Here is a 20107-nt window from a genome sequence, read left to right on the forward strand (position 1 = left end):
GCGATGGCGCTAGCTGTTTTTCAGTGTTGCCATATCAATAACGAACCGGTACTTCACATCGCCCTTTTTCATCCGTTCGTAGGCGTCGTTGATGTTGTGGATGTCGAGCATCTCCACGTCGCAGCTGATGTCATGCTCGGCACAGAAATCCAGGACTTCCTGGGTTTCCGGCATGCCGCCGATGAGCGAGCCGGCCAGAACCCGGCGTTTGAACACCAACGCGCCTGCCTCCAGGGCCGGCTCGATGGGCTCAAGCAGTCCGACGATGATGTGGGTGCCATCGTAGGTCAGGCAGTTCAGGTAGGGGTTCAGGTCGTGCTGAACCGGCACGGTGTCCAGCATGAAGTCGAAGGTTTCTGCGACTTCGGCCATCTGGTCCTCATCGGTGGAGATCACCACGTGATCCGCTCCCTGCTTTTTGGCCTCGGCGACTTTGCTTTCGGAACGGGTGAAGATGGTGACTTCGGCGCCCAGTGCCTTGGCAAACTTCACACCCATGTGGCCAAGACCGCCCATCCCGATCACGCCGACCTTGTGTCCGGCTTTGACGCCATAGTGCCGCAACGGCGAGTAGGTGGTGATGCCGGCACAGAGCAGGGGCGCGGCAGTCTGGATGTCCAGCTTGTCCGGGATCCGGACCACGAAACGTTCACTGACAACGACCCGTTCGGAGTAGCCGCCGAAGGTAATGGAATGATCGTACCGGTCTTCGCCATTGTAGGTGCCCGTCATGCCTTCGCTGCAATACTGTTCCAGGCCGGCTTTACAGGCGGAGCAGGTGCGGCAGGAATCGACCATGCAACCTACGCCGACGACATCGCCTTCCCGGTAGTTTTTGACGCCCGGACCGACTGCGGTAACCCGACCCACGATTTCATGGCCGGGGACGACCGGGTACTGGGTCACGCCCCAGTCGTTCTGAGCAAAATGGATGTCCGTGTGGCAGACGCCACAATAGTCGATTTCAATGGCGACATCGTCCTTGCGCAACGACCTTCTGGTTATGTCGTGCGGGGCCATGCCGGAGGTGGGAGATTGTGCCGCGAATGCCTTGGTTGCTGTCATGGTTCAGGCTCCTTTTCCGGAAGTAAGCCCATATATACTCTGATTGGTGCCACATCTCTCACCGCTGGACATTGCCATTGTGTAATCGGGCCCTGTATCTATAGCTGAACCCAACCCTCCATGAAGAAGGCCGCCTGGCCGGCAATCGCGACACGCTCTCCTTTCAGTTCGCAGCGAAGGACGCCGCCCCGTTCTGAAACCTGTCGGGCGTCCAGTCTGCTTTTGCCCAGCACCTCGGCCCAGTAGGGCGCCAGCACGCTGTGGATAGAGCCGGTGACCGGGTCCTCGTCAATGCCCGCCCCCGGGGCAAAGTACCGGCTGACGAAGTCGCATTCATCTCCCCTTGCCGTCACGATCAGGCCCTGATTGCCCAGTGCCTTCAGCTTGCGAAGATCCGGTCGGGCCGTGCGCACTGCGGCTTCGCTGTCCAGGACGATCATGTAGTTGGTGTCGTTGGGGACAAAAAAAGCGGTTTCCGGCACACCGGGGAGGGCTTCTCGCACCAGCATCGGGGTTTCCCGTTCCTCAAAGGCGAGGTTCGGGAAGTCGAGTGTCAGCCAGCCGCCGGCATCCTGCTGAACACCCAGGGGGCCGCTTTTGGAGTGGAAGCGGATTGTTCCGCCGGTCCAGCCCAATTTGTTGAAGATCACCCAGGCACTGGCCAGGGTGGCATGGCCACAAAGCGGCACCTCGACACCCGGCGTAAACCAGCGAATGTGGAAATCGGCTTCATCATGTGCCGGTAGCCGGACCAGAAACGCGGTTTCCGACAAGTTGTTCTCGTTGGCCAGTGCCAGCAATGTCTCGTCTGGCAGCCACTGCTCGAGCGGCATCACGGCGGCGGGGTTCCCGCCGAAGACCCGGTCGGTGAAGGCGTCTACCTGGTAGATGGAATGGGGCATAGTCTCTTCTCCCTGTGCGTGAAATCAGCATAACGCCATTGCGGCGTTGGTTCATGGGGCTATTGTGCGGAACTGCAGACAGGCGTAACAGATTCAGATAATCTGATTTTGAACCGGTACAGGGGTGTGGAAAATCAAACTGTACTGATCACATTCCCGGCGAACTGTACCGCTCCGTTTGGTTCTGAATCTGGTGCAATGGGTGTCCGGAGCTTGAGAATGAGGTGGCTGACATGGGCGTTCTATACAATCAGGTGGCTGATCAGTTGCAGGCGCTGATTCAGGATGGTGTCTATCGGGACGGGGATCGACTGCCGGGTGTGCGGGTGCTGAGCCGGCAGTTCGGCGTGAGTATTTCCACGGTCTTGCAGGCCCATCAGACTCTGGAGGGGCGGGGATATCTGGATGCCCGTGAGCGCAGCGGCTATTTTGTTCGCCTGCCGGCTCTGGATGCGCCCGAGCCGGTGATGCAGAAGCACCGCGCGAAGCCCGTGCCGGTGACTGCCCGGGAAATGGCGCTCGATCTGTGCGTGGACGAGCAGAAGCGCATGGTGCCGTTGGCCACAGCCATCCCGCACCCCGATTTCCTGCCCCTGCGCCAGATTCAGCAAAGCACCCTGTGGGCGGCACGTCGGGGTCTGGAAACCCTGGATTATGCCTTTCCGGGCAAGGAATCGTTTCGACGCCAGATTGCCCAGCGCATGGCAACGTTGGGCGTGCCCATCACGCCGGACGATGTGCTGGCGACCAACGGCGCCCAGGAAGCCATCATTCTGGCACTTCGGGCCGTGACTCAGCCGGGCGACATCGTTGCCGTTGAGACGCCCTCATTTCCGGGAATCCTCCAGGCGCTGGAGGTGGTCGGTCTGCGGGTGATTGAGATCCCGACCCACCCGTCAGACGGGCTGAGTCTGGAAGGGTTGCAACTGGCGCTCGACCAATGGCCGCTCAAGGCCTGCGTGGTGGTCACCAACCACAGCAATCCGATGGGGGCGAGAATGCCGGACGAACGCAAAAAGCAGCTGGTTTCGATGCTGGCCGCGGCGGCGGTGCCCCTGATTGAGGACGATATCTACGGCGATCTGTACCACGCCGGAGACCGGCCCCGGCCCGCCAAGGCCTTTGATCGCACTGACAATGTGATCTATTGCAGCTCCTTCTCGAAAACCATTTCCCCGGGGCTTCGGCTAGGCTGGATGGTGCCCGGCCGCTACATGGCCAGTGCCCGGCAGCATAAGTATTTTGTGAACCTGGCAACCTCGTCCATTCCGCAGCTGGCGGTCGCGCATTTCCTGGAGCAGGGCAGTTACGATCGATACCTGCGTTCAGCCCGGCAGCATTACCGGGAATCGTCCGAGCGAATGCGGGCGGCGATCACCCGTTCATTTCCGGAGGGCACGGCCGTCAGCCGGCCCCAGGGTGGGTTTGTGCTGTGGGTCCAGTTGCCGGATGGTATTTCCGGAACCGAGGTGTATCAGAAGGCACGGGCGGAGAACATCAATGTGTCGCCGGGGCTGATGTTTTCAACCACCAATAAATACGACAACTGCCTGCGCCTGAACAGCGCCAATCCCTGGACCGAGCGCATTGAACAAGCCGTGGCCCGACTCGGGACGCTGGCGCGGGAGTCCGCCGGCTAGAGTCTGGCCCGAAGGTCCAGCGGGTCAATCAGACCGGCGGCGATGGCAAGGCCGGTGACATCGGGCAATCGCTCGGCGCCCAGTCGTTTCATGACCCGGGCGCGGTACAGGTCGATGGTTTTGACCCCGACATCCAGCTGCTCGGCGATCTCGCGGCTGGTATAGCCCTGGGCCAGCGGCAGGAATACATCCCGCTCCCGGCGGGTGAGGGTCTCAAGCAGGTTTTCGGTGGATTCGTCACCCTGTTGCCGATGGCTGGTCTGACGGTGCTCCTGCAGTGCCTGCTGGACACTGTCCAGCAGCAGCTGTTCGTTGAACGGCTTCTCGATGAAGTCGAACGCGCCCGATTTGAAGGCCCGGACCACGATGGGCACATCGGCGTGACCGGACACAAAAATGATGGGCAGGTCCAACCCCCGTTTCTGCAATTCCTCCTGCACATTCAAACCACCGAGGCCGGGCATGCGGACATCCAGAACCACGCATCCGGCACCCTTGCTGCTCACCGCATCGAGGAACTTTCGGCCATCACTGTAGGCTTCCACCCGCAGGCCGACCGACTCCAGCAGCCACTGGGTGGATTCCAGCATGCCGGCGTCGTCATCAACCACGTAAACGGTTGTGGAATCAGCAGCTGAGGTGTCAGTCATCTGGATGAGTCTCCGTGCGTCGTGCAGTAGTGGGTTTGGTGCAGGTGGCAGGCGGGAACCGGCAAATCAGGGACAGACCGCCGGATCTTGCCGGGATAGCGTCCAGAAACCCCCCAAAGCCCTCGATAATGGAGCGGCTCATGGAAAGCCCCAGCCCAAGTCCCTGAGGCTTGCTGGTGTAAAAAGGCTGGAACATCTGCCGGATCCCCTGATCGTCCAACCCCGGGCCCTGGTCAGTCACTTGAATCAGGGTCTCGCCCGCGTCATTCACGCAGCTGCTGATAACCACCGAAGAGACGGCGTCACCGGCTAACTGGTCACAGGCCTCGACATTGGCCTCAATACCGTTGCGGATCAGGTTGATCAATACTTGCTCCAGAAGCACCGGGTCAGCGGTGATGACCGGCGCGCATCGGGCGAGTCGCTGGGTAATCCGGACCCCGTTTTTTTCCGCTTCCCACTGGCACAGCCGGGTAACGTTGGCGACAACGTCGTTCAGGGAAACCGGCCCGGTGCGTTTCTGCCCCTTGCGCAGGAACGCCCGTAGTCGTTTGATGACTTCCGATGCCCGATTGGCGTGATGAACAATCTTCTGCAGGCCGTCGTCCACACGGTTCAGACATTCCGGGTTGGTCTGGGCATTTTTCAGGTAGCGCTGGCTGGCACCGGCAAAATTCACGATGGTGGCCAGAGGCTGGTTCATCTCATGGGCTATGCTGGAAGCGAGTTCCCCGAGGGTCGCCAGCCGCGCGGCGTGAGCCAGTTCGTCTGCGAGGCGGCGGTTGCTTTCCTCCGATTCGACCCGGCCAGTGATGTCCCGGGAGACACTGACGACCTCAATCACGGCACCGGTGTAGGTTTCCCGAATGGCCCGGCTCGCAATCTCGAACCAGCGCCGGGTGCCATCCCGGTGGAGGATATCCACGGTCATAGTGGCGTAGCCATCGTCCCGAAGACGGTTGCGGGTCTCCGTCAGTTTCTGGGCGACGGAGTGACCCTTGAAGATTCCCTCCAAGGATTTGCCCCGGAGTTCCTCCGGCCAGTAGCCGAGCAGTCGCCAGGAAGCCGGTGTGGCATCGATGAAGCGTCCGTCCGGCGCATGTCGGGAAATCAGGTCGGTGGTGTTTTCGGTAATCAGCCGATACAGCCGGCTGGAGCGGGTGGCCTCATCGTGAATGCGGACCTCCTCGGTAGCGTCACGGCCCCGAATGAGAATCTGTCCGGCTTCCGGGTCGGGGATGAAGGTCCAGAGCAGAATGGTCCCGCCGATCCTGGCTTCCACATTTTCGATGGCCCTATTCTGATTAAGGGCCGACATCACGAGCGCACAGGTATTGACCGGCAGCAGGTCCAGGGTGTCGGTGAGGCTGTTGCGATGCGTCAATTCTCCGGCTGCACGATTGACCAGCAGCAGCTCGCAATCGGTATTCAGGACCAGTCCGGGTTGCGGGTCGGCGTCCGGCAAACTAAATACGGTTACGGGTGGAGAGTTTATCATCGCGGTTTTTATGGTATTTATACTATAATACGTTGGTGTAATTTCTAGTATTTGGTCTATCAAATACTATTTTGGCCAGCTCGAAGTATAGCGGCTTTAGCGATTCTCCTGAATACGCCATAAGAACAACAGTGCTCACAGAGGACCCCACAATGACCTCGATTTTTGATCAGGGCCTTGCGCCCGTCGATGCCAACTACGCCGTTCAATCGCCGATTGATTTTATCGAACGTACCGCCAGTGTTTACCCGGAATTCCCATCGGTCATACACGGTGCCATCCGGTACACCTGGGCCCAGACCTACGAGCGTTGCGTTCGTCTCGCCTCCGCTCTGAAAGGGCGAGGTATCGGCCGGGGCGATACCGTCGCGGTCATGCTGCCGAACATCCCCGCCATGGTGGAGAGCCATTTCGGTGTCCCCATGGTCGGCGCGGTACTGAACACCCTGAACGTGCGACTGGACGCCGAAGCCATTGCCTTTATGCTCGAACACGGCGAGGCGAAAGTGGTGATCGCCGATCGCGAGTTTGGCGATGTCATCAATGACGCCGTCAGCCGCCTCAAGGACAAGCCGCTGGTCATTGACGTCGATGACCCCGAATACGGTGAAGGCGTTCGGGTCAGCGATCTGGATTACGAGGCCTTTCTGCAGGAAGGCGACCCCGGGTTCCAGTGGAATTTTCCGGCGGATGAGTGGGATGCCATTTCACTGAACTACACCTCCGGCACCACCGGTAACCCGAAAGGGGTGGTCTACCATCATCGTGGCGCCTACATCAACGCACTGGGCAACCAGGCGGTGTGGTCGATGGATATGCATCCGGTCTACCTCTGGACGCTGCCGATGTTTCACTGCAACGGCTGGTGTTTTCCCTGGACGATTACTGCCATGGCGGGAACCCACGTGTGCCTGCGCCGGGTCGATCCCGAGAAGATTCTGCAACTGATCCGTGATCATCAGGTTACCCATATGTGTGGCGCCCCGATTGTACTGAATGCGCTGCTGAACGTGCCGGAGTCTGCCAAGGCCGGCATTGATCACGACGTGAAGTCCATGACCGCCGGTGCGGCGCCGCCTGCGCAGGTAATCGGAGCCATTGAGGAAATGGGCATTCAGGTTACCCACGTCTACGGTCTGACTGAGGTCTATGGCCCGGTGACCGTGTGTGCCTGGAAATCGGAATGGGACCAGCTGCCGCTGCACGACCGGGCCAGAAAGAAGGCCCGCCAGGGCGTTCGTTATCACACCCTGGCAGGCACCATGGTGGGTGACCCGAACACCATGGAACCGGTGCCCAGAGACGGCAAAACCATCGGTGAGATCTTCCTGCGCGGTAACACCGTGATGAAAGGCTACCTGAAGAATCCGAAGGCCACCGAAGAGGCGTTCCGGGGCGGGTGGTTCCACACCGGTGACCTGGCCGTCTGGCACGAGGATGGCTACATGGAGATCAAGGATCGCCTGAAGGACATCATCATTTCCGGTGGTGAGAACATTTCCACTATCGAGGTTGAGGACACCCTCTACCGCCATCCTGCCGTTCTTGAAGCCGCCGTCGTGGCCCGACCGGACGAGAAGTGGGGAGAAACGCCGTGCGCGTTCGTCACCCTCAAGCCGGAATCGGGAGAGGTCAGTGAGGACGACATCATCACCTTCTGTCGTGAGCACCTGGCTCGCTTCAAGGTGCCCAAGACCGTCGTCTTCTCGGAGTTGCCCAAGACGTCCACGGGCAAGATCCAGAAGTTCGTACTGAGGGATCAGGCCAAAGACCTGGACTGATTGCCTGAACGGCTGTGCCGGTCCCGGCACAGCCTCTTCACCCCGAAAAAACAACGCTATCTGGTTCACGCTCCGCGTGCGCCCGGAGACCCTATTATGCAAATGTTCCACCGCAATAACGGCGACGAGCAGCCCTACTGGCCCGCCGGTCCGTTCAAGATTCGCCTGCCGTTCGTTCATTACCGCTGGGAGTTTGCGGAGATGGTTCAGGCGCTGATCATGTTCGTGGTCAGTCTGGCCATGATTCCGCTGCTGGAGAAGTACCTGGGCGTACCTTACGACGTGGCGTTGGCCTACGTGGTGATCTGTGGTATCGGTTTCATGCTGCCGGCGTTGCTGGGCGTTCCGCTGGTGCCGGGCTGGATTACCCCGGGTATTCCTGTGGTGCTGCTGTTCCTGAGTGATTATGAGCCGGGCCCTGAGGCGATTCAGGCCCTGTTTGCCCTGCAGTTCCTGGTGTTCATTATTTTCCTGGTTCTCGGGGTTACCCGTCTGGGAAGCAAGCTGGTGGAGCTGATTCCCCGATCCATGAAAGGGGGCATCATCATTGGTGCCGGTATAGCGGCCCTGATGGGTGAGATCGAGGCCGGCGGACGGTTGGCCAACACCCCGATCTCACTGATTATCGGCGGCCTGGTGTGCCTGTACCTGATGTTTTCGGTCTCATTCAAAGGCTTTGTGGAGACCAGCAGCATTGCCCGCAAGATCGCCAACTACGGCATGGTGCCCGGTATGGTTGTAGCGATTCTGGTTGGATTTGCGACCGGTGAGTACGCCGTGCCGAACGTGGAGTGGGGCATCACCCGACCTGCTTTTGGCGAGCTCTGGAATTACCTGCCCTTCGCCGTCGGCTTTCCGGACGCCAGTGTCTTCCTGTATGCCATTCCGACGGCCGTCATCGCCTACGTCATTGCCTTCGGTGACATTGTCGTCGGCCAGTCCCTGATGAGCCGCGTCGATCATCTTCGAAAGGACGAGAACATCGATAGCAGCGTTGACCGGGTTCACCTGGTAACGGCAATTCGTAATGGCATGCACGCGTTCCTGGCCCCGTATCCCGGCCTTGCCGGCCCGATCTGGACGGCGGTTACCGCGACCATGGCCGAGCGCTACAAGTACGGTCGCAATGCCATGGACTCGATCTACAGCGGCGGTGGCACTTTCTGGATTACCGGATTCATTGCCCTGTTCGTGCTGCCACTGGTGAGTTTCTTTCAGCCGGTCCTGCCCATCGCCCTGTCCCTGACCCTGTTGTTGACCGGTTACATCTGTCTGATGGTCGGTCTCGAGCAGCTGGAGAACAACACCGAGCGTGGTATCGCCGGCACGATGGGCGTTGTGCTGGCGGTCTATGGCGCGGGCTGGGGCCTTGCTACGGGCGCTGTGCTTTACCTGCTGATTGAACGAACCAAGCTCCTGGGCTTTACCGCTGATCCGGAAGCGCCGGGCGCCGACCTCGCTGACGAACACTGACCCAACTGCCTCTGATGTCGGACCGGAGGCAGTCCACCCCCTGTGTGTCCTTTGGGAGGCGTAATGCCTCCCTTTTTTTGCTCATTCCCTGATGGATGACAGAATGTCATTTCGTGACAATTTGTCGAATTCTGACCCTCGACGCCTTCCTTCTGCCTTGTTTTCAGGTTTAAACTGGCCTGGCTGGTGAATGTTTAACCGCTGTTCGTAACCGATAACAACACGACAAAACGTGATAACAACAGGAGGCAGCCATGACCATCAGTTCCACGCCTGAAGGGGTGTCGGTCCAGCCCCGGCATATCCGGTTTGACGTCAGCGAAGACCTGAAGTCTTTCTGGCACGGCAACAATGCCTTCAGAACCGCCTTCTTCAATGCCCTGTCCCTGCAGTTTCCGGATGGCGAGCAGCAGTTCATCAACGCCGTTCGGCTGTACCGTGATCGTATTGATGATCCCAAGCTCCAGGCTGAAATCCGGGGCTTTATTGGCCAGGAAGCGCTGCACAGCCGTGAACACAAGAGTTACAACGAGGCCCTGAAAGCAAGGGGCTACGACATTGACGCCATTGACGAGCGATTTGCGCGGCATATGAAGTGGGTGGCCAATCTCCCGCCCAGCCGCCAGCTCGCGGGCACCTGTGGCGCTGAGCACTACACAGCGGTTCTGGCGAACGCCATACTCCGGCATCCGGAATGGATGGAGGGCGCGACCCCGGCAATGGCGCGCCTCTGGCGCTGGCATGCGATTGAGGAGACCGAGCACAAATCGGTGGCGTTCGATGTCTACCAGCAATGTGTGGGCGATGAGCGCTTGCGGCGGATTGTGTTCCTGTTTGTTACCTGGAACTTCTTCAAATACACCTTCCTCAATACCTGCAGTCTGCTGAAGACGGATGGCAAACTCTGGAGCCTGGGCACCTGGCTCGGCGGCTTGAACTTCTTGTGGGGCAAACCTGGCGTTATCCGCAAGTGCCTGCCGGAGTTTCTGGCCTACTTCCGTAAGGGCTTTCATCCCTGGCAGCAGGACAACCGTCGGCTTCTGGCGAAGAACCTGAAGGAATTGGAGGCGGCGCCATCCGCACAGTGATGGCGCAATGCTGAAATTCTGAACGGGTTGTGTAAAACTGGTTGCCTTCAAAAATAACGACAAAAAAGGGCGCTCCCAACGAGGAAAGCCCGAAGCTGGAGGCCTCACCATGCGAGTTGGTTTGATCGTCGATTCCGCGTGCGATCTACCTTACGAGTTCAGTCGTAAGCACGATCTGTTTATTCTTCCCGTCACCGCCGTGATTGATGGCCAGACCTACATCGACGAGCATGATCCGGTCAGGACCCAGGAGTTCTACCAGAGCGGGCTGCTGCAGAAAGGGCATCAGGCCGAGACCCAGGCCTATTCGCCAAAGCAGATTCACGACCTGTTCATGGAAAAAATTGTCACTCAGTTTGATGTGGCGTTTTGCGAAACCGTCACCCGCAGTCGCAGCCTGATATTCGAGAATGCCACCGAGGCAATGAACAGCGTGCTGGCCAATTACGATGGCGCTCGCCGGGCCGCTGGCCGCGAGGGAAAATTCTCGATGCGGGTGATCGACAGCAAGCAGATTTTCGCCGGCCAGGGCCTGCTGGCCGCCCATACCCTGAAGCTGATTGACCAGAAACTGTCGAAAAACGCCCTCCGGCATGAGGTCGAGACGTTCTCGGACAAGATATACACCTGTGTCATCCCCCGTGACCTGCACTACATCCGGGAACGGGCCCGGCGGCGCGGCGACAAGAGCGTTTCGGCACTGGTGGCCTTCCTGGGCAAGACGCTCAATATAACGCCGGTGATTTTTGGCAAGGGTGCGGAAGGTCAGCCTGTGGCCAAGACCCGCAGTTTCGATGTGGCCGTGGAGAAGGTGATGAACTACGCCGCCGCCAGGGTTGAGGCGGGGTTGGCCACGCCGTATGTCAGTCTGTCCTGTGGTCTGACCTGGACCGAAATAGAGGATTTGCCGGGACTCAACCGCCTACGGGACGCCTGTGAACGCAATGGTGTTGAGCTGTTGCTGTCCCAGATGGGAATCACCAGCAGTATTTATGTGGGTCCGGGAAGCCTGTGCCTGGCTCTGGCAGCTGAACCGCATACCTTTAACGATTTCCAGTAATCCGTCCTCTACGGTGCGACGCGGTGACCGGCATTTGCCGCACCGCGGTCGTCACCCGGTAGTTTTGGCGAACTCCACCTGCACGCTGCCGTGTTAGCCTCGTACTCCTACCTCAAACCTTTCATGAACAGGACAGTCGAATCCATGGGCAACAGCAATGCGGATCTCGCCAACAGGCTGCTTGAGCAGCACGTAAAGCATGAACTGGCGTCGCTCAAGGGGGCAAAGCTGCGCAAGTTCCTTGAGCGCGAAGTGACGGAACTTCTTGGGCAGGCGGATGTAATCACCCTGAACCGGCTGAGCTCTGTGGATCAGGTGATGGGTGTGATCCAGCGGATCGTTGTGAACATGGAGCTGGATGCCGGCATTCCCGAACTGGCGGCGGAAATGGCCACGGAGGTAATGAACGCACCGGTGCAGGAGCGGACCACGCTGGGAGAAATCATCAGCCGGGACCAGGCAACCGGTTTCGTGGAGGAGGCCCTGGAGTTGCGCCAGCAGCGGGAGCGGATCATCAGTGAGATCATGGCTCATCCGGTCTATCAGGAGCTGGTGTCGAACGTGGTATACGCCGGCCTCGTGAACTACCTCTACGAGGACAATCTCATTACCAAGTCGGTGCCGGGTGTCGGCTCGATGATGAAATTCGGTAAGAAGATGGCGAACCGGGCAGTGCCCGGCCTGGATGAAACCTTTGAACGGCGGATCAAGATCTGGTTGTCCGATAGTCTGCCGGGTCTGATCGCCCGCAGCGAGCAGTTCCTGAACAGGGCGTTGTCTGATGATGAGCTCCGGGACAGCGTCATGGCGGGCTGGGTCTCGGTGGAGGGCAGGACCATTGCCGATCTGCGCGAGGGTCTCGGAGATGTCGAGTTACAGGAGTTTGTGGTGCTGGGTTACGAGTTCTGGCTGCAGTTCCGCAAAACCGCCTATTTTGAAGGCTGTTCCCGCGCCGTGGTGGAGCATCTGTTTGCCAAATACGGTGATCGCCCCATCACCGATCTGCTCAACGACGTGGGCGTTACCCGGGAGGTGATCATGGCTGAAATCGATGCCTACGCACTTCCGGTTATGGACGTGTTGCGGGAACAGGGCTATGTTGAGGCCCTGGTGCGCCGCAGATTGAGTCGCTTTTACAATTCGGCGGCGGCACGGAAGATACTTGAGCCGCAGGCTTGATCAAGTCCGGCGCCGGCCACTTCTCGGAGGCATGCAGTGTTTACAGAGTTGTTCTGGGCTTACCTTATCGCCATTACTCTGCTCACGATAACACCCGGTGTTGACACGCTACTGGTGATGCGTAATACCGGACGCGGGGGCTTGAGGGATGGCTGTATAACCAGCGTCGGCATCTGCAGCGGGTTGTTCATCCATGCGACGCTGTCTGCGCTGGGTATTTCCATTCTGCTGGTCGAGACCGCCTGGGCCTTCTCTGCGCTGAAATGGGCCGGCGCCTGCTATCTGGTCTGGCTGGGGATTGCATCGCTCCGTCAGGCATGGGCAAGGGACGGCAGGCAGCAGGCTGAGCAGCCCGCGGTCGTGAAACAGCGGGTGGCCACCGGCATTTCGTTCCGGGAAGGGCTGCTGTCGAACGTGCTTAATCCCAAGACGGCGCTGTTCTACATGGCGTTATTGCCACAATTTGTGGACCCTGCCGGCAACGCCTTTCAGCAGTCGTTGATTCTCGCGGGTGTGCACTTCCTGCTGGCCATGCTCTGGCAGTGCGGGCTAGCCTTTGTGGTCGTCCGGTTCAAAGGGCTGGGGGCCAGCGCGCGGGTGAAACGTGCCCTGAATGCCACCACCGGCGGATTTTTTGTCGCCATGGGGGCGAAATTGGCGAGCAGCTGAGCAGCTTTGAAGGTCGTATCAATCGAACCGGCAAAGAAAAAGGGAAGCCCTGGGGCTTCCCTTTTTGCATTCAGGCGGCGCCTTATTTCTCGAGGTACTGCAGCTTGTCCGGCTTGCCGTCCCATTCTTCAGCATCCGGAAGCGGGTCCTTCTTCTCGGTAATGTTCGGCCACTTACCGGCGAGATCGGCGTTGAGCTCTACAAACTGGACCTGATCGGCGGGCAGCTCGTCCTCGGAGAAAATGGCTTCTGCCGGGCACTCGGGCTCACACAGGGCGCAGTCGATGCACTCGTCCGGATCAATTACCAGAAAGTTCGGGCCTTCGTAGAAACAGTCTACCGGGCAGACTTCCACGCAGTCCGTGTATTTACACTTGATGCAGTTATCAGTAACGATAAACGCCATAGTCAGATCCCTGGTCCAGTGGTCAATCTCATCGGGAGCTTTCAGTCAGCCCCATGGTTATGTTTTAGTGCGCGATATTGTAGGGAGCGCCCTTCAGACCCGCAAGCATTGGACCGCTATATTCTTATTACCTCGGCCCATATTCTGGAATATTCCCGTTATTTGACCAGTAATTCCTTCAGTTCGTAAAGCCGGTTAAGGGCTTCCCTCGGAGTGAGGTCATCCAGTTCGAGGGACTTCAGCGTTTCCTCCACCGCACTGGGTTCCAGGCTGGCAAACATGTCCCCTTGCATGATCGGATCACTGGTTCGTCCGGATGAAGCGGGTAGGCTTTCTGGAGCCTTGTTTGCCGGGGCCTGGCTGGCCGGTGCCGTCGGCGTTGCGCTGCCTTCCAGGTGCGCCAGCTGGCCTTTGGCGTTGCGGATGACGTCCTGGGGCACACCTGCCAGCTTGGCCACTTGCAAGCCATAGCTCTGGCTGGCCGGGCCATCATGGACGTTGTGCAGGAAGACGATACTGTCGTCGTGTTCAGTGGCGGTCAGGTGCACGTTCACGGCGTGCGTGAGGTCATCCGCAAGCTGGGTCAGCTCGAAGTAGTGGGTCGCAAACAGGGTGTAGCAGCGAATGTTTTTCGCCAGGTGCTCGGCGGTGGCCCAGGCCAGCGACAAGCCATCAAAGGTGCTGGTACCGCGGCCGACTTCGTCCATCAGCACCAGGCTGTATTCCGTGGCGTTGTGGAGAATGTTGGCGGTTTCGGTCATTTCCACCATGAAGGTCGACCGGCCGCCGGCAATGTCGTCCGAGGAGCCCATGCGGGTGAAGATGCGATCCACCGGCCCCAGCACCGCCCGATTCGCAGGGACGAAACTGCCGGTATAGGCCAGCAAGGCAATCAGGGCGGCCTGGCGCATGTAGGTGGACTTACCACCCATGTTGGGGCCGGTGATCACCAGCATGCGGCGTTGGGTGTCCATCAGCAGATCGTTGGGCACGAACGGCTCGTCCAGCAGTTGCTCAACCACGGGATGACGGCCTTCTTCGATATCAAAGCCCGGTGATTCACTGAATTCCGGTGCGGCGAAGCGCAGGGTGGTGGCCCGTTCGGCAAAGTTGCTCAGGACGTCCAGTTCAGCCAGGGCCTGGGCGGCATCCTGCAGTGGTGCAAGTTGTTCAGCGACCGTTTCCAGGACCTCATCGTACAGTGCTTTTTCTCGGGCCAGAGCACGGCTCTTGGCGCTCAGGGCCTTGTCCTCGAATTCCTTCAGTTCCGGGGTGATAAAACGTTCGGCGTTCTTCAGGGTCTGGCGCCGGATGTAATCCACCGGAGCCTGATCGGATTGGGCGCGGCTGATCTCGATGTAGTAGCCATGTACCCGGTTGTAACCCACTTTGAGCGTGCTGATGCCGGTACGGTCCCGTTCCCGGGTTTCCACATCCAGCAGGTACTGGCCGGCGTTCTCGCTGATGTTGCGGAGTTCGTCCAGTTCCTCGTCAAAGCCTTCACGGATCACGCCGCCGTCCCGGATCACCACGGGCGGATTGTCGATGATGGCCCGCTCCAGCAGGTCAGACAGCTCGGGGTATTCGCTGATGATGGTGGCCAGTTTTACGATGTGATGGGAATTGACCGGTTTTAGCGTCTCCTGAAGGTCCGGCAGTGCCTGGAACGCATCCCGGAGACGGGCCAGGTCCCGGGGTCGCGCCGAGCGAAGAGCAACCCGGGCGAGTACCCGTTCAATATCACCGACCGCCTTCAGCAGGTCGTGCACTGGTTCATAGTGAAAACCGTCCAACAGTGCCGATACCGCCTGTTGGCGTTGTGCCACGACGTCCACGTTCCGCAGTGGCCGGTTCAGCCAGCGCCGGAGCTCGCGTCCGCCCATGGAGGTGGCGGTGCGGTCCATCACCCAGGCCAGGGTGTGCAGATGGCCGCCCATCAGGTTGGTGTCAATTTCCAGGTTTCGGCGGCTGGCCGCGTCCAGGATGACGGCCTCGTCCCGGCGTTCCCGGGTCAGTTTCCGGATATGGGGCAGGGCCGTGCGCTGGGTTTCCTTGGCGTATTGCAGCAGGCAACCGGCGGCGCAGATCGCCAGGGTGAGGTCCTCGCACCCGAACCCGGTGAGATCTCGCACTTGCAGCTGATGGGTGATCACTCGTCGTGCGGTATCGGATTCGAACAGCCAGGGGCCCTGGCGACGGATCCCGGTGAAACTTTCCAGCACCTCTTCGTACGGGAAGTCTTCGCTGATCAGAATCTCGGCCGGGCGCACGCGTTGGAGTTCGCCCTGCAGGGCTTCCAGGTCGTCCAGCTCAGAGACAGCAAACCGACCGCTGGAAATATCCAGGGAGGCGAATCCGAACTGTTCGCGATGGCTGTAGATTGCCACCAGGAGATTGTCCCGGCGATCTTCCAGGTAGGCATCGTCGCTCAAGGTGCCGGGCGTAACGATTCTTACCACCTGGCGCTCGACAGGGCCCTTGCTCGTGGCCGGATCGCCAATTTGCTCACAGATGGCGATGGATTGACCCGCCCGCACCAGCCGGGCAATGTACCCCTCAGAGGAATGGAAAGGGATGCCGGCCATGGGAATCGGGTTGCCCCCGGATTGCCCTCGCGCCGTCAGGGTAATGTCCATCAGCTCGGCGGCTTTTTTGGCGTCTTCGTAAAACAGCTCATAAAAATCCCCCATGCGGTAGAACACCAGCTCATTGGGGTGCTGGCCCTTGATCTTGAGGTATTGCTGCATCATGGGCGTGTGCTTGGAAAGATCGTTCTGAGCTGCTGACATGGACGGGTCCGGATTGCCTTGCTTTGGATGAAGGCGTGAATTGTAAGAAAATAACGCCCGGGATGAAACGAAGGAGATCATTATGACCGCCGGTGACCAGGAATTGTTCGACGCGGGAGCGCGTCTGGGCGAACTGCTGGAGCAGCAGAGACGTATGATAGCCACGGCCGAGAGTTGCACGGGCGGCTGGGTGGCCAAGGCACTGACTGACAAGGCGGGCTCTTCGGCCTACGTGCTTGGCGGACTGGTGACCTACAGCAACCAGGCCAAGCAGGAGTTGCTGGGGGTGACTGGCAAATCTTTGGAGGATCACGGTGCGGTCAGCGAACCGGTCGTTCGCGAAATGGTCGCGGGTGCGCTGGCGACCACCGGGGCGGATGTGGCTGTCGCCATCAGCGGCGTTGCAGGCCCGGGCGGTGGCAGTGAGGAGAAACCGGTAGGCACGGTCTGGTTCGCCTGGGGTAATGATGCGACCTCTACCGAAGCGGTCGTCGAACACTTTTCTGGAGATCGGGACCAGGTCCGTCGCCAGGCGGTTCTCTATGCGCTGCAGGGGGTCCGGGCGTTTCTGGAGACGTCCTGATCGGTCGTCAGCAGAGTGCGCGCCGCAATCAAATCAGTTTCGTAAAAGAGGGGTTGGTCTCCTCATCGGGTTATGTTTTAATACTGTTCAAATATACAGGGAATTTGCTGTATCTGCTGTACAAGTTCCCGAACCATTATTCCGCGACCGGTCTTGAGTGATCGCCGGCCGCTACGGCGACAGAGGGTTTTGCACTATGGAAGACAACCGCAAGAAAGCACTGAGCGCAGCACTGGGCCAGATTGAGCGTCAGTTCGGCAAAGGTGCCGTGATGAAAATGGGCGACCAGCCCCGCGAGGCGATTCCTGCGGTTTCCACCGGTTCTCTCGGGCTGGACGTGGCCCTGGGTATTGGCGGCCTGCCTTACGGTCGTATCTGTGAAATCTACGGCCCTGAAAGTTCCGGTAAGACCACGCTGACCCTGCAGGTGATTGCGGAAGCCCAGAAACAGGGCAAGACCTGCGCCTTCGTTGACGCCGAGCACGCCCTGGATCCGGTCTATGCCGAAAAACTTGGCGTCAACGTGGACGACCTGCTGGTGTCCCAGCCGGACACCGGTGAGCAGGCGCTGGAAATCGCCGATATGCTGGTGCGTTCGAATGCGGTGGACGTCATCATTGTGGACTCTGTGGCTGCACTGACGCCCAAGGCGGAAATTGAAGGCGAGATGGGCGACAGTCACGTGGGCTTGCAAGCCCGCCTTATGTCCCAGGCTCTGCGTAAACTGACCGGTAACGTAAAGCACGCCAACTGCCTGATGATTTTCATCAACCAGATTCGGATGAAGATCGGCGTTATGTTTGGTAGCCCGGAGACCACAACTGGGGGTAATGCCCTGAAATTCTACTCTTCCGTTCGTCTGGATATCCGACGCATCGGCGCGGTAAAGGACGGTGACGAGGTAGTGGGCAACGAGACCCGCGTGAAAGTGGTCAAGAACAAGGTCTCTCCACCGTTCAAGCAGGCCGAATTCCAGATCATGTACGGCAAGGGCATTTACCATATGGCCGAGGTTCTGGACATGGGTGTGAAGGAAGGCTTCGTGGACAAATCCGGTGCCTGGTACGCCTACAACGGCGACAAGATTGGCCAGGGCAAGGCCAATGCCTGCAAGTTCCTGGAAGAAAACATGGATATGGCCACGGAAATCGAAGCCAAGGTCCGTGACAAGCTGATGCCCAAGCCAGAGAAAAAGGAAAAAGCCGAAGAGGCGCCGGCTGAAGCCAACGGAGAGCTGCTTTAAGCCACTGTCAATTCTGAAATAGGCAGCAGGAGCGCTCCCTGCTGCCGCTGCTCCCCTTCAGTTCTTCCTATCTGATTCTCGATCCCCTTCTGCTGGGTTGTACCTCCCTCGCTGTGAATGCTGTCAGCTTGAAAAAAGCCGGAGCTGTGTTATACCGACATTACACAATCTGGGCAGTGACTCTGTAGCAACGCTGAGCCGTGGTGGTGATTGTTTGGTTAATAAGGACATTCAACCAAATCAGGGAGCTCCCATGATTAGGCTTTATTCCTCTTTCCTGAAACCGTTCCGGAACAGCTGGTCGTTCCTCTTGTTCACGTCTGCGTTTTCCGCCGTGATGGTCGGTCTGGTGCCCGGCGCAGCAGTCGCTGCGGAAACTGGAAGAGACGGCCCCCCGAAGCTTATTCTGCAAATCACGGTGGATGCTCTTCGCGCCGATTTGCCCGAGCGTTACGCGTCAGTCTTAGGAGGCGATGGCTTCAAGCGCCTCTGGAACAACGGAATCACCTATTCCAACGCCAACTATCGACACGCAAACACAGAGACTGTCGTTGGCCACACATCCTTGGCGACTGGCACAGTACCCGCACGCCACGGGATGATCGGAAACGTCTGGTTTGATCGTGAGTTGGGACGACTGATCTACAACATCGAAGATGCACGCTATCGGTTGCTGACAGCCGGTGCTGATGTGGATAAACAGACTGAAATCGATCCGACCCAGAAGGCAGCCAAGGTGGATGGCCGGTCACCAACCGCCATCCTCACGTCGACGTTCAGTGATGAATTGGCGATTCACTTCAATGGGCGGTCAAAGATCTTTGGCGTCTCTGTGAAAGATCGAGGTGCGGTTACCCTGGCTGGGCAGACCGGAAAAGCCTTCTGGTTTTCCAAGGCCACCGGGGAGTTTGTTACCAGCACCTATTACTATGACGAGTACCCGCAGTGGGTGACGGACTGGAACGCGGGCAAGCCCGCTGGCAAATACGCGGACCAGGCCTGGGAGCTACTCCTGGAACCGAATGCTTACCAGTTTGGTGGGTCTGATGATCAGGATTTCGAAACCGATTTTCCGGGTTTCGGGCGGACCTTCCCGCACGCCTGGGGCTCAGCCGACGACAAGTATATGACGACCCGACTGACGCTCAGCCCGGCCGGTGACGAATTAACCCTCGATTTTGCAACCACGTTGATGAAAGCTGAGGGGTTGGGGCAGGACGAGGTACCGGATTTCCTGGCGGTCAGCTTTTCCGCAACCGACTATGTCGGTCACGTTTTCGGCGCGTCCAGTTTGGAAACCGAGGACAATATGGCTCGCCTGGATCGTACCCTGGCTGACCTGCTCAACGTCGTTGATGAGCACGTTGGCCTTGAGGACACATTGGTGGTGCTTTCGGCCGATCACGGACAGCCCGAAGTCCCCGGCCATCTCAATGAACTTGGTGTGTCCGGTGCAAGCTATTTCGATGTCGAGGCGCTCGACAAGACGCCGGCCATTGAGGCCCTGAAGAAGGAGTTTGGCATTGGTGAGGAACTCATAGAGGCGTTCTTCCAACCCTACCTGTATCTGAATGATGAGATGATCAAAGAAAAAGGTCTGAACAAAGCGGCAATCGAACAGACACTTGCCGACACGCTGATGCAGTTTGAGGGTATTTCCGTAGCTATACCCAGTTCGGCCCTTCGGTCGGGAGCGTTCCCGAATGTTCCAGTCATCAGTGCCGTCCTGAATAACTTTCACCCCAAGCGCTCGGGCGACATCTATGTGGTGTTCAATCCCAATGTATTCATCAACGATTTTGACGGCCTGGAGGTGGCGTCTGTTCACGGTTCACCCTGGCGTTATGACACCCATGTGCCGGTGATTTTTTCCGGATACGGCCTGAAGGCCCAAACCGTCAGTCGACCAATAGCGCCGTATGACATTGCCCCGACCCTGTCATCCCTGATTGGCGCAAAAGCACCCTCGGGGGCCGTGGGTGAGCCGTTACCGGAAGTTCTGGGGCACTGACTTTGTTACACTGATCCCGGGCTGCCCTGCGTGCACTCAGTCATGGCAGGGCCTCAATGCGGTGAATCGG

Annotated in this window: 16 protein-coding genes; 10 read left to right on the top strand and 6 right to left on the bottom strand. The window is 58.8% G+C overall.

What is annotated here, in order from left to right; genetic code table 11:
• Positions 1–9 precede the first annotated feature (9 nt).
• Both KZO34_RS15085 and KZO34_RS15090 read right to left on the bottom strand, forming a co-directional pair.
• Positions 10–1065 (bottom strand): NAD(P)-dependent alcohol dehydrogenase, encoded by a 1056-nt coding sequence (locus KZO34_RS15085; RefSeq protein WP_219477671.1) that lies wholly within the window; start codon positions 1063–1065, stop codon positions 10–12.
• A 98-nt stretch (positions 1066–1163) separates the two neighbouring features.
• Positions 1164–1967: a PhzF family phenazine biosynthesis protein gene (locus tag KZO34_RS15090; protein ID WP_219477672.1), complete on the bottom strand. Its 804-nt coding sequence runs from the start codon at positions 1965–1967 to the stop codon at positions 1164–1166.
• Positions 1968–2200: 233 nt separating this feature from the next.
• Between KZO34_RS15090 and KZO34_RS15095 the strand changes: the two genes are divergently transcribed.
• Positions 2201–3607 carry an aminotransferase-like domain-containing protein gene (locus tag KZO34_RS15095; RefSeq protein WP_219477673.1) on the top strand — a complete coding sequence of 469 codons (1407 nt, stop codon included), beginning with the start codon at positions 2201–2203 and terminating at the stop codon, positions 3605–3607.
• On the opposite strand, the gene KZO34_RS15100 is transcribed toward KZO34_RS15095, so the two are convergent.
• On the bottom strand, positions 3604–4257 hold the full coding sequence (locus KZO34_RS15100) for a response regulator transcription factor (RefSeq protein WP_219477674.1): 654 nt from the start codon (positions 4255–4257) through the stop codon (positions 3604–3606). The two genes, KZO34_RS15095 and KZO34_RS15100, sit on opposite strands and share 4 nt — an antisense overlap.
• Positions 4250–5755: a sensor histidine kinase gene (locus tag KZO34_RS15105; protein ID WP_219477675.1), complete on the bottom strand. Its 1506-nt coding sequence runs from the start codon at positions 5753–5755 to the stop codon at positions 4250–4252. The genes KZO34_RS15100 and KZO34_RS15105 overlap by 8 nt, the downstream gene beginning before the upstream one ends.
• Before the next feature lie 152 nt (positions 5756–5907).
• On the opposite strand from KZO34_RS15105, the gene KZO34_RS15110 reads away from it, so the two are divergent.
• The 6 genes from KZO34_RS15110 to KZO34_RS15135 all read left to right on the top strand — a co-directional run bounded on the left by KZO34_RS15110 (position 5908) and on the right by KZO34_RS15135 (position 13005).
• A complete protein-coding gene (locus KZO34_RS15110; protein WP_219477676.1) occupies positions 5908–7536 on the top strand; it encodes an acyl-CoA synthetase in 1629 nt (542 codons plus the stop codon).
• A gap of 96 nt (positions 7537–7632) precedes the next feature.
• Positions 7633–9009 (top strand): solute carrier family 23 protein, encoded by a 1377-nt coding sequence (locus KZO34_RS15115; RefSeq protein WP_219477677.1) that lies wholly within the window; start codon positions 7633–7635, stop codon positions 9007–9009.
• 254 nt (positions 9010–9263) lie between these two features.
• On the top strand, positions 9264–10097 hold the full coding sequence (locus tag KZO34_RS15120) for a metal-dependent hydrolase (RefSeq protein ID WP_219477678.1): 834 nt from the start codon (positions 9264–9266) through the stop codon (positions 10095–10097).
• Between the two features lie 109 nt (positions 10098–10206).
• Positions 10207–11157 carry a DegV family protein gene (locus tag KZO34_RS15125; RefSeq protein ID WP_219477679.1) on the top strand — a complete coding sequence of 317 codons (951 nt, stop codon included), beginning with the start codon at positions 10207–10209 and terminating at the stop codon, positions 11155–11157.
• Positions 11158–11301: 144 nt separating this feature from the next.
• The gene (locus tag KZO34_RS15130; protein ID WP_219477680.1) at positions 11302–12336 is read left to right on the top strand and encodes a hypothetical protein; all 1035 of its coding nucleotides are present in this window, start codon (positions 11302–11304) and stop codon (positions 12334–12336) included.
• Between the two features lie 36 nt (positions 12337–12372).
• Positions 12373–13005, top strand: coding sequence for a LysE family translocator (locus KZO34_RS15135; RefSeq protein WP_219477681.1), 633 nt, complete (start codon positions 12373–12375; stop codon positions 13003–13005).
• A gap of 82 nt (positions 13006–13087) precedes the next feature.
• Here KZO34_RS15135 and fdxA read toward each other — a convergent pair whose 3' ends face one another.
• Positions 13088–13411, bottom strand: coding sequence for a ferredoxin FdxA (gene fdxA, locus KZO34_RS15140; RefSeq protein ID WP_219477682.1), 324 nt, complete (start codon positions 13409–13411; stop codon positions 13088–13090).
• Positions 13412–13569: 158 nt separating this feature from the next.
• A complete protein-coding gene (gene mutS / locus KZO34_RS15145; RefSeq protein WP_219477683.1) occupies positions 13570–16200 on the bottom strand; it encodes a DNA mismatch repair protein MutS in 2631 nt (876 codons plus the stop codon).
• Positions 16201–16282: 82 nt separating this feature from the next.
• Here mutS and pncC point away from each other — a divergent pair, with 82 nt between their 5' ends.
• The 3 genes from pncC to KZO34_RS15160 all read left to right on the top strand — a co-directional run bounded on the left by pncC (position 16283) and on the right by KZO34_RS15160 (position 20037).
• The gene (gene pncC, locus KZO34_RS15150; protein WP_219477684.1) at positions 16283–16783 is read left to right on the top strand and encodes a nicotinamide-nucleotide amidase; all 501 of its coding nucleotides are present in this window, start codon (positions 16283–16285) and stop codon (positions 16781–16783) included.
• A 196-nt stretch (positions 16784–16979) separates the two neighbouring features.
• The gene (gene recA / locus KZO34_RS15155) at positions 16980–18026 is read left to right on the top strand and encodes a recombinase RecA (protein ID WP_219477685.1); all 1047 of its coding nucleotides are present in this window, start codon (positions 16980–16982) and stop codon (positions 18024–18026) included.
• Between the two features lie 253 nt (positions 18027–18279).
• The gene (locus KZO34_RS15160) at positions 18280–20037 is read left to right on the top strand and encodes an alkaline phosphatase family protein (RefSeq protein ID WP_219477686.1); all 1758 of its coding nucleotides are present in this window, start codon (positions 18280–18282) and stop codon (positions 20035–20037) included.
• Positions 20038–20107: the final 70 nt, after the last annotated feature.

Origin of the sequence: Marinobacter sp. F4206, from assembly GCF_019392195.1 — a bacterium.
Taxonomy (GTDB): Bacteria; Pseudomonadota; Gammaproteobacteria; order Pseudomonadales; family Oleiphilaceae; genus Marinobacter.

What these genes read in the sequence shown, in the direction of transcription:
- KZO34_RS15085 (WP_219477671.1), bottom strand. Translation starts at nt 1,065, where the DNA reads ATGACAGCAACCAAGGCATTCGCGGCACAATCTCCCACCTCCGGCATG.
- KZO34_RS15090 (WP_219477672.1), bottom strand. Translation starts at nt 1,967, where the DNA reads ATGCCCCATTCCATCTACCAGGTAGACGCCTTCACCGACCGGGTCTTC.
- KZO34_RS15095 (WP_219477673.1), top strand. Translation starts at nt 2,201, where the DNA reads ATGGGCGTTCTATACAATCAGGTGGCTGATCAGTTGCAGGCGCTGATT.
- KZO34_RS15100 (WP_219477674.1), bottom strand. Translation starts at nt 4,257, where the DNA reads ATGACTGACACCTCAGCTGCTGATTCCACAACCGTTTACGTGGTTGAT.
- KZO34_RS15105 (WP_219477675.1), bottom strand. Translation starts at nt 5,755, where the DNA reads ATGATAAACTCTCCACCCGTAACCGTATTTAGTTTGCCGGACGCCGAC.
- KZO34_RS15110 (WP_219477676.1), top strand. Translation starts at nt 5,908, where the DNA reads ATGACCTCGATTTTTGATCAGGGCCTTGCGCCCGTCGATGCCAACTAC.
- KZO34_RS15115 (WP_219477677.1), top strand. Translation starts at nt 7,633, where the DNA reads ATGCAAATGTTCCACCGCAATAACGGCGACGAGCAGCCCTACTGGCCC.
- KZO34_RS15120 (WP_219477678.1), top strand. Translation starts at nt 9,264, where the DNA reads ATGACCATCAGTTCCACGCCTGAAGGGGTGTCGGTCCAGCCCCGGCAT.
- KZO34_RS15125 (WP_219477679.1), top strand. Translation starts at nt 10,207, where the DNA reads ATGCGAGTTGGTTTGATCGTCGATTCCGCGTGCGATCTACCTTACGAG.
- KZO34_RS15130 (WP_219477680.1), top strand. Translation starts at nt 11,302, where the DNA reads ATGGGCAACAGCAATGCGGATCTCGCCAACAGGCTGCTTGAGCAGCAC.
- fdxA (WP_219477682.1), bottom strand. Translation starts at nt 13,411, where the DNA reads ATGGCGTTTATCGTTACTGATAACTGCATCAAGTGTAAATACACGGAC.
- mutS (WP_219477683.1), bottom strand. Translation starts at nt 16,200, where the DNA reads ATGTCAGCAGCTCAGAACGATCTTTCCAAGCACACGCCCATGATGCAG.
- pncC (WP_219477684.1), top strand. Translation starts at nt 16,283, where the DNA reads ATGACCGCCGGTGACCAGGAATTGTTCGACGCGGGAGCGCGTCTGGGC.
- recA (WP_219477685.1), top strand. Translation starts at nt 16,980, where the DNA reads ATGGAAGACAACCGCAAGAAAGCACTGAGCGCAGCACTGGGCCAGATT.
- KZO34_RS15160 (WP_219477686.1), top strand. Translation starts at nt 18,280, where the DNA reads ATGATTAGGCTTTATTCCTCTTTCCTGAAACCGTTCCGGAACAGCTGG.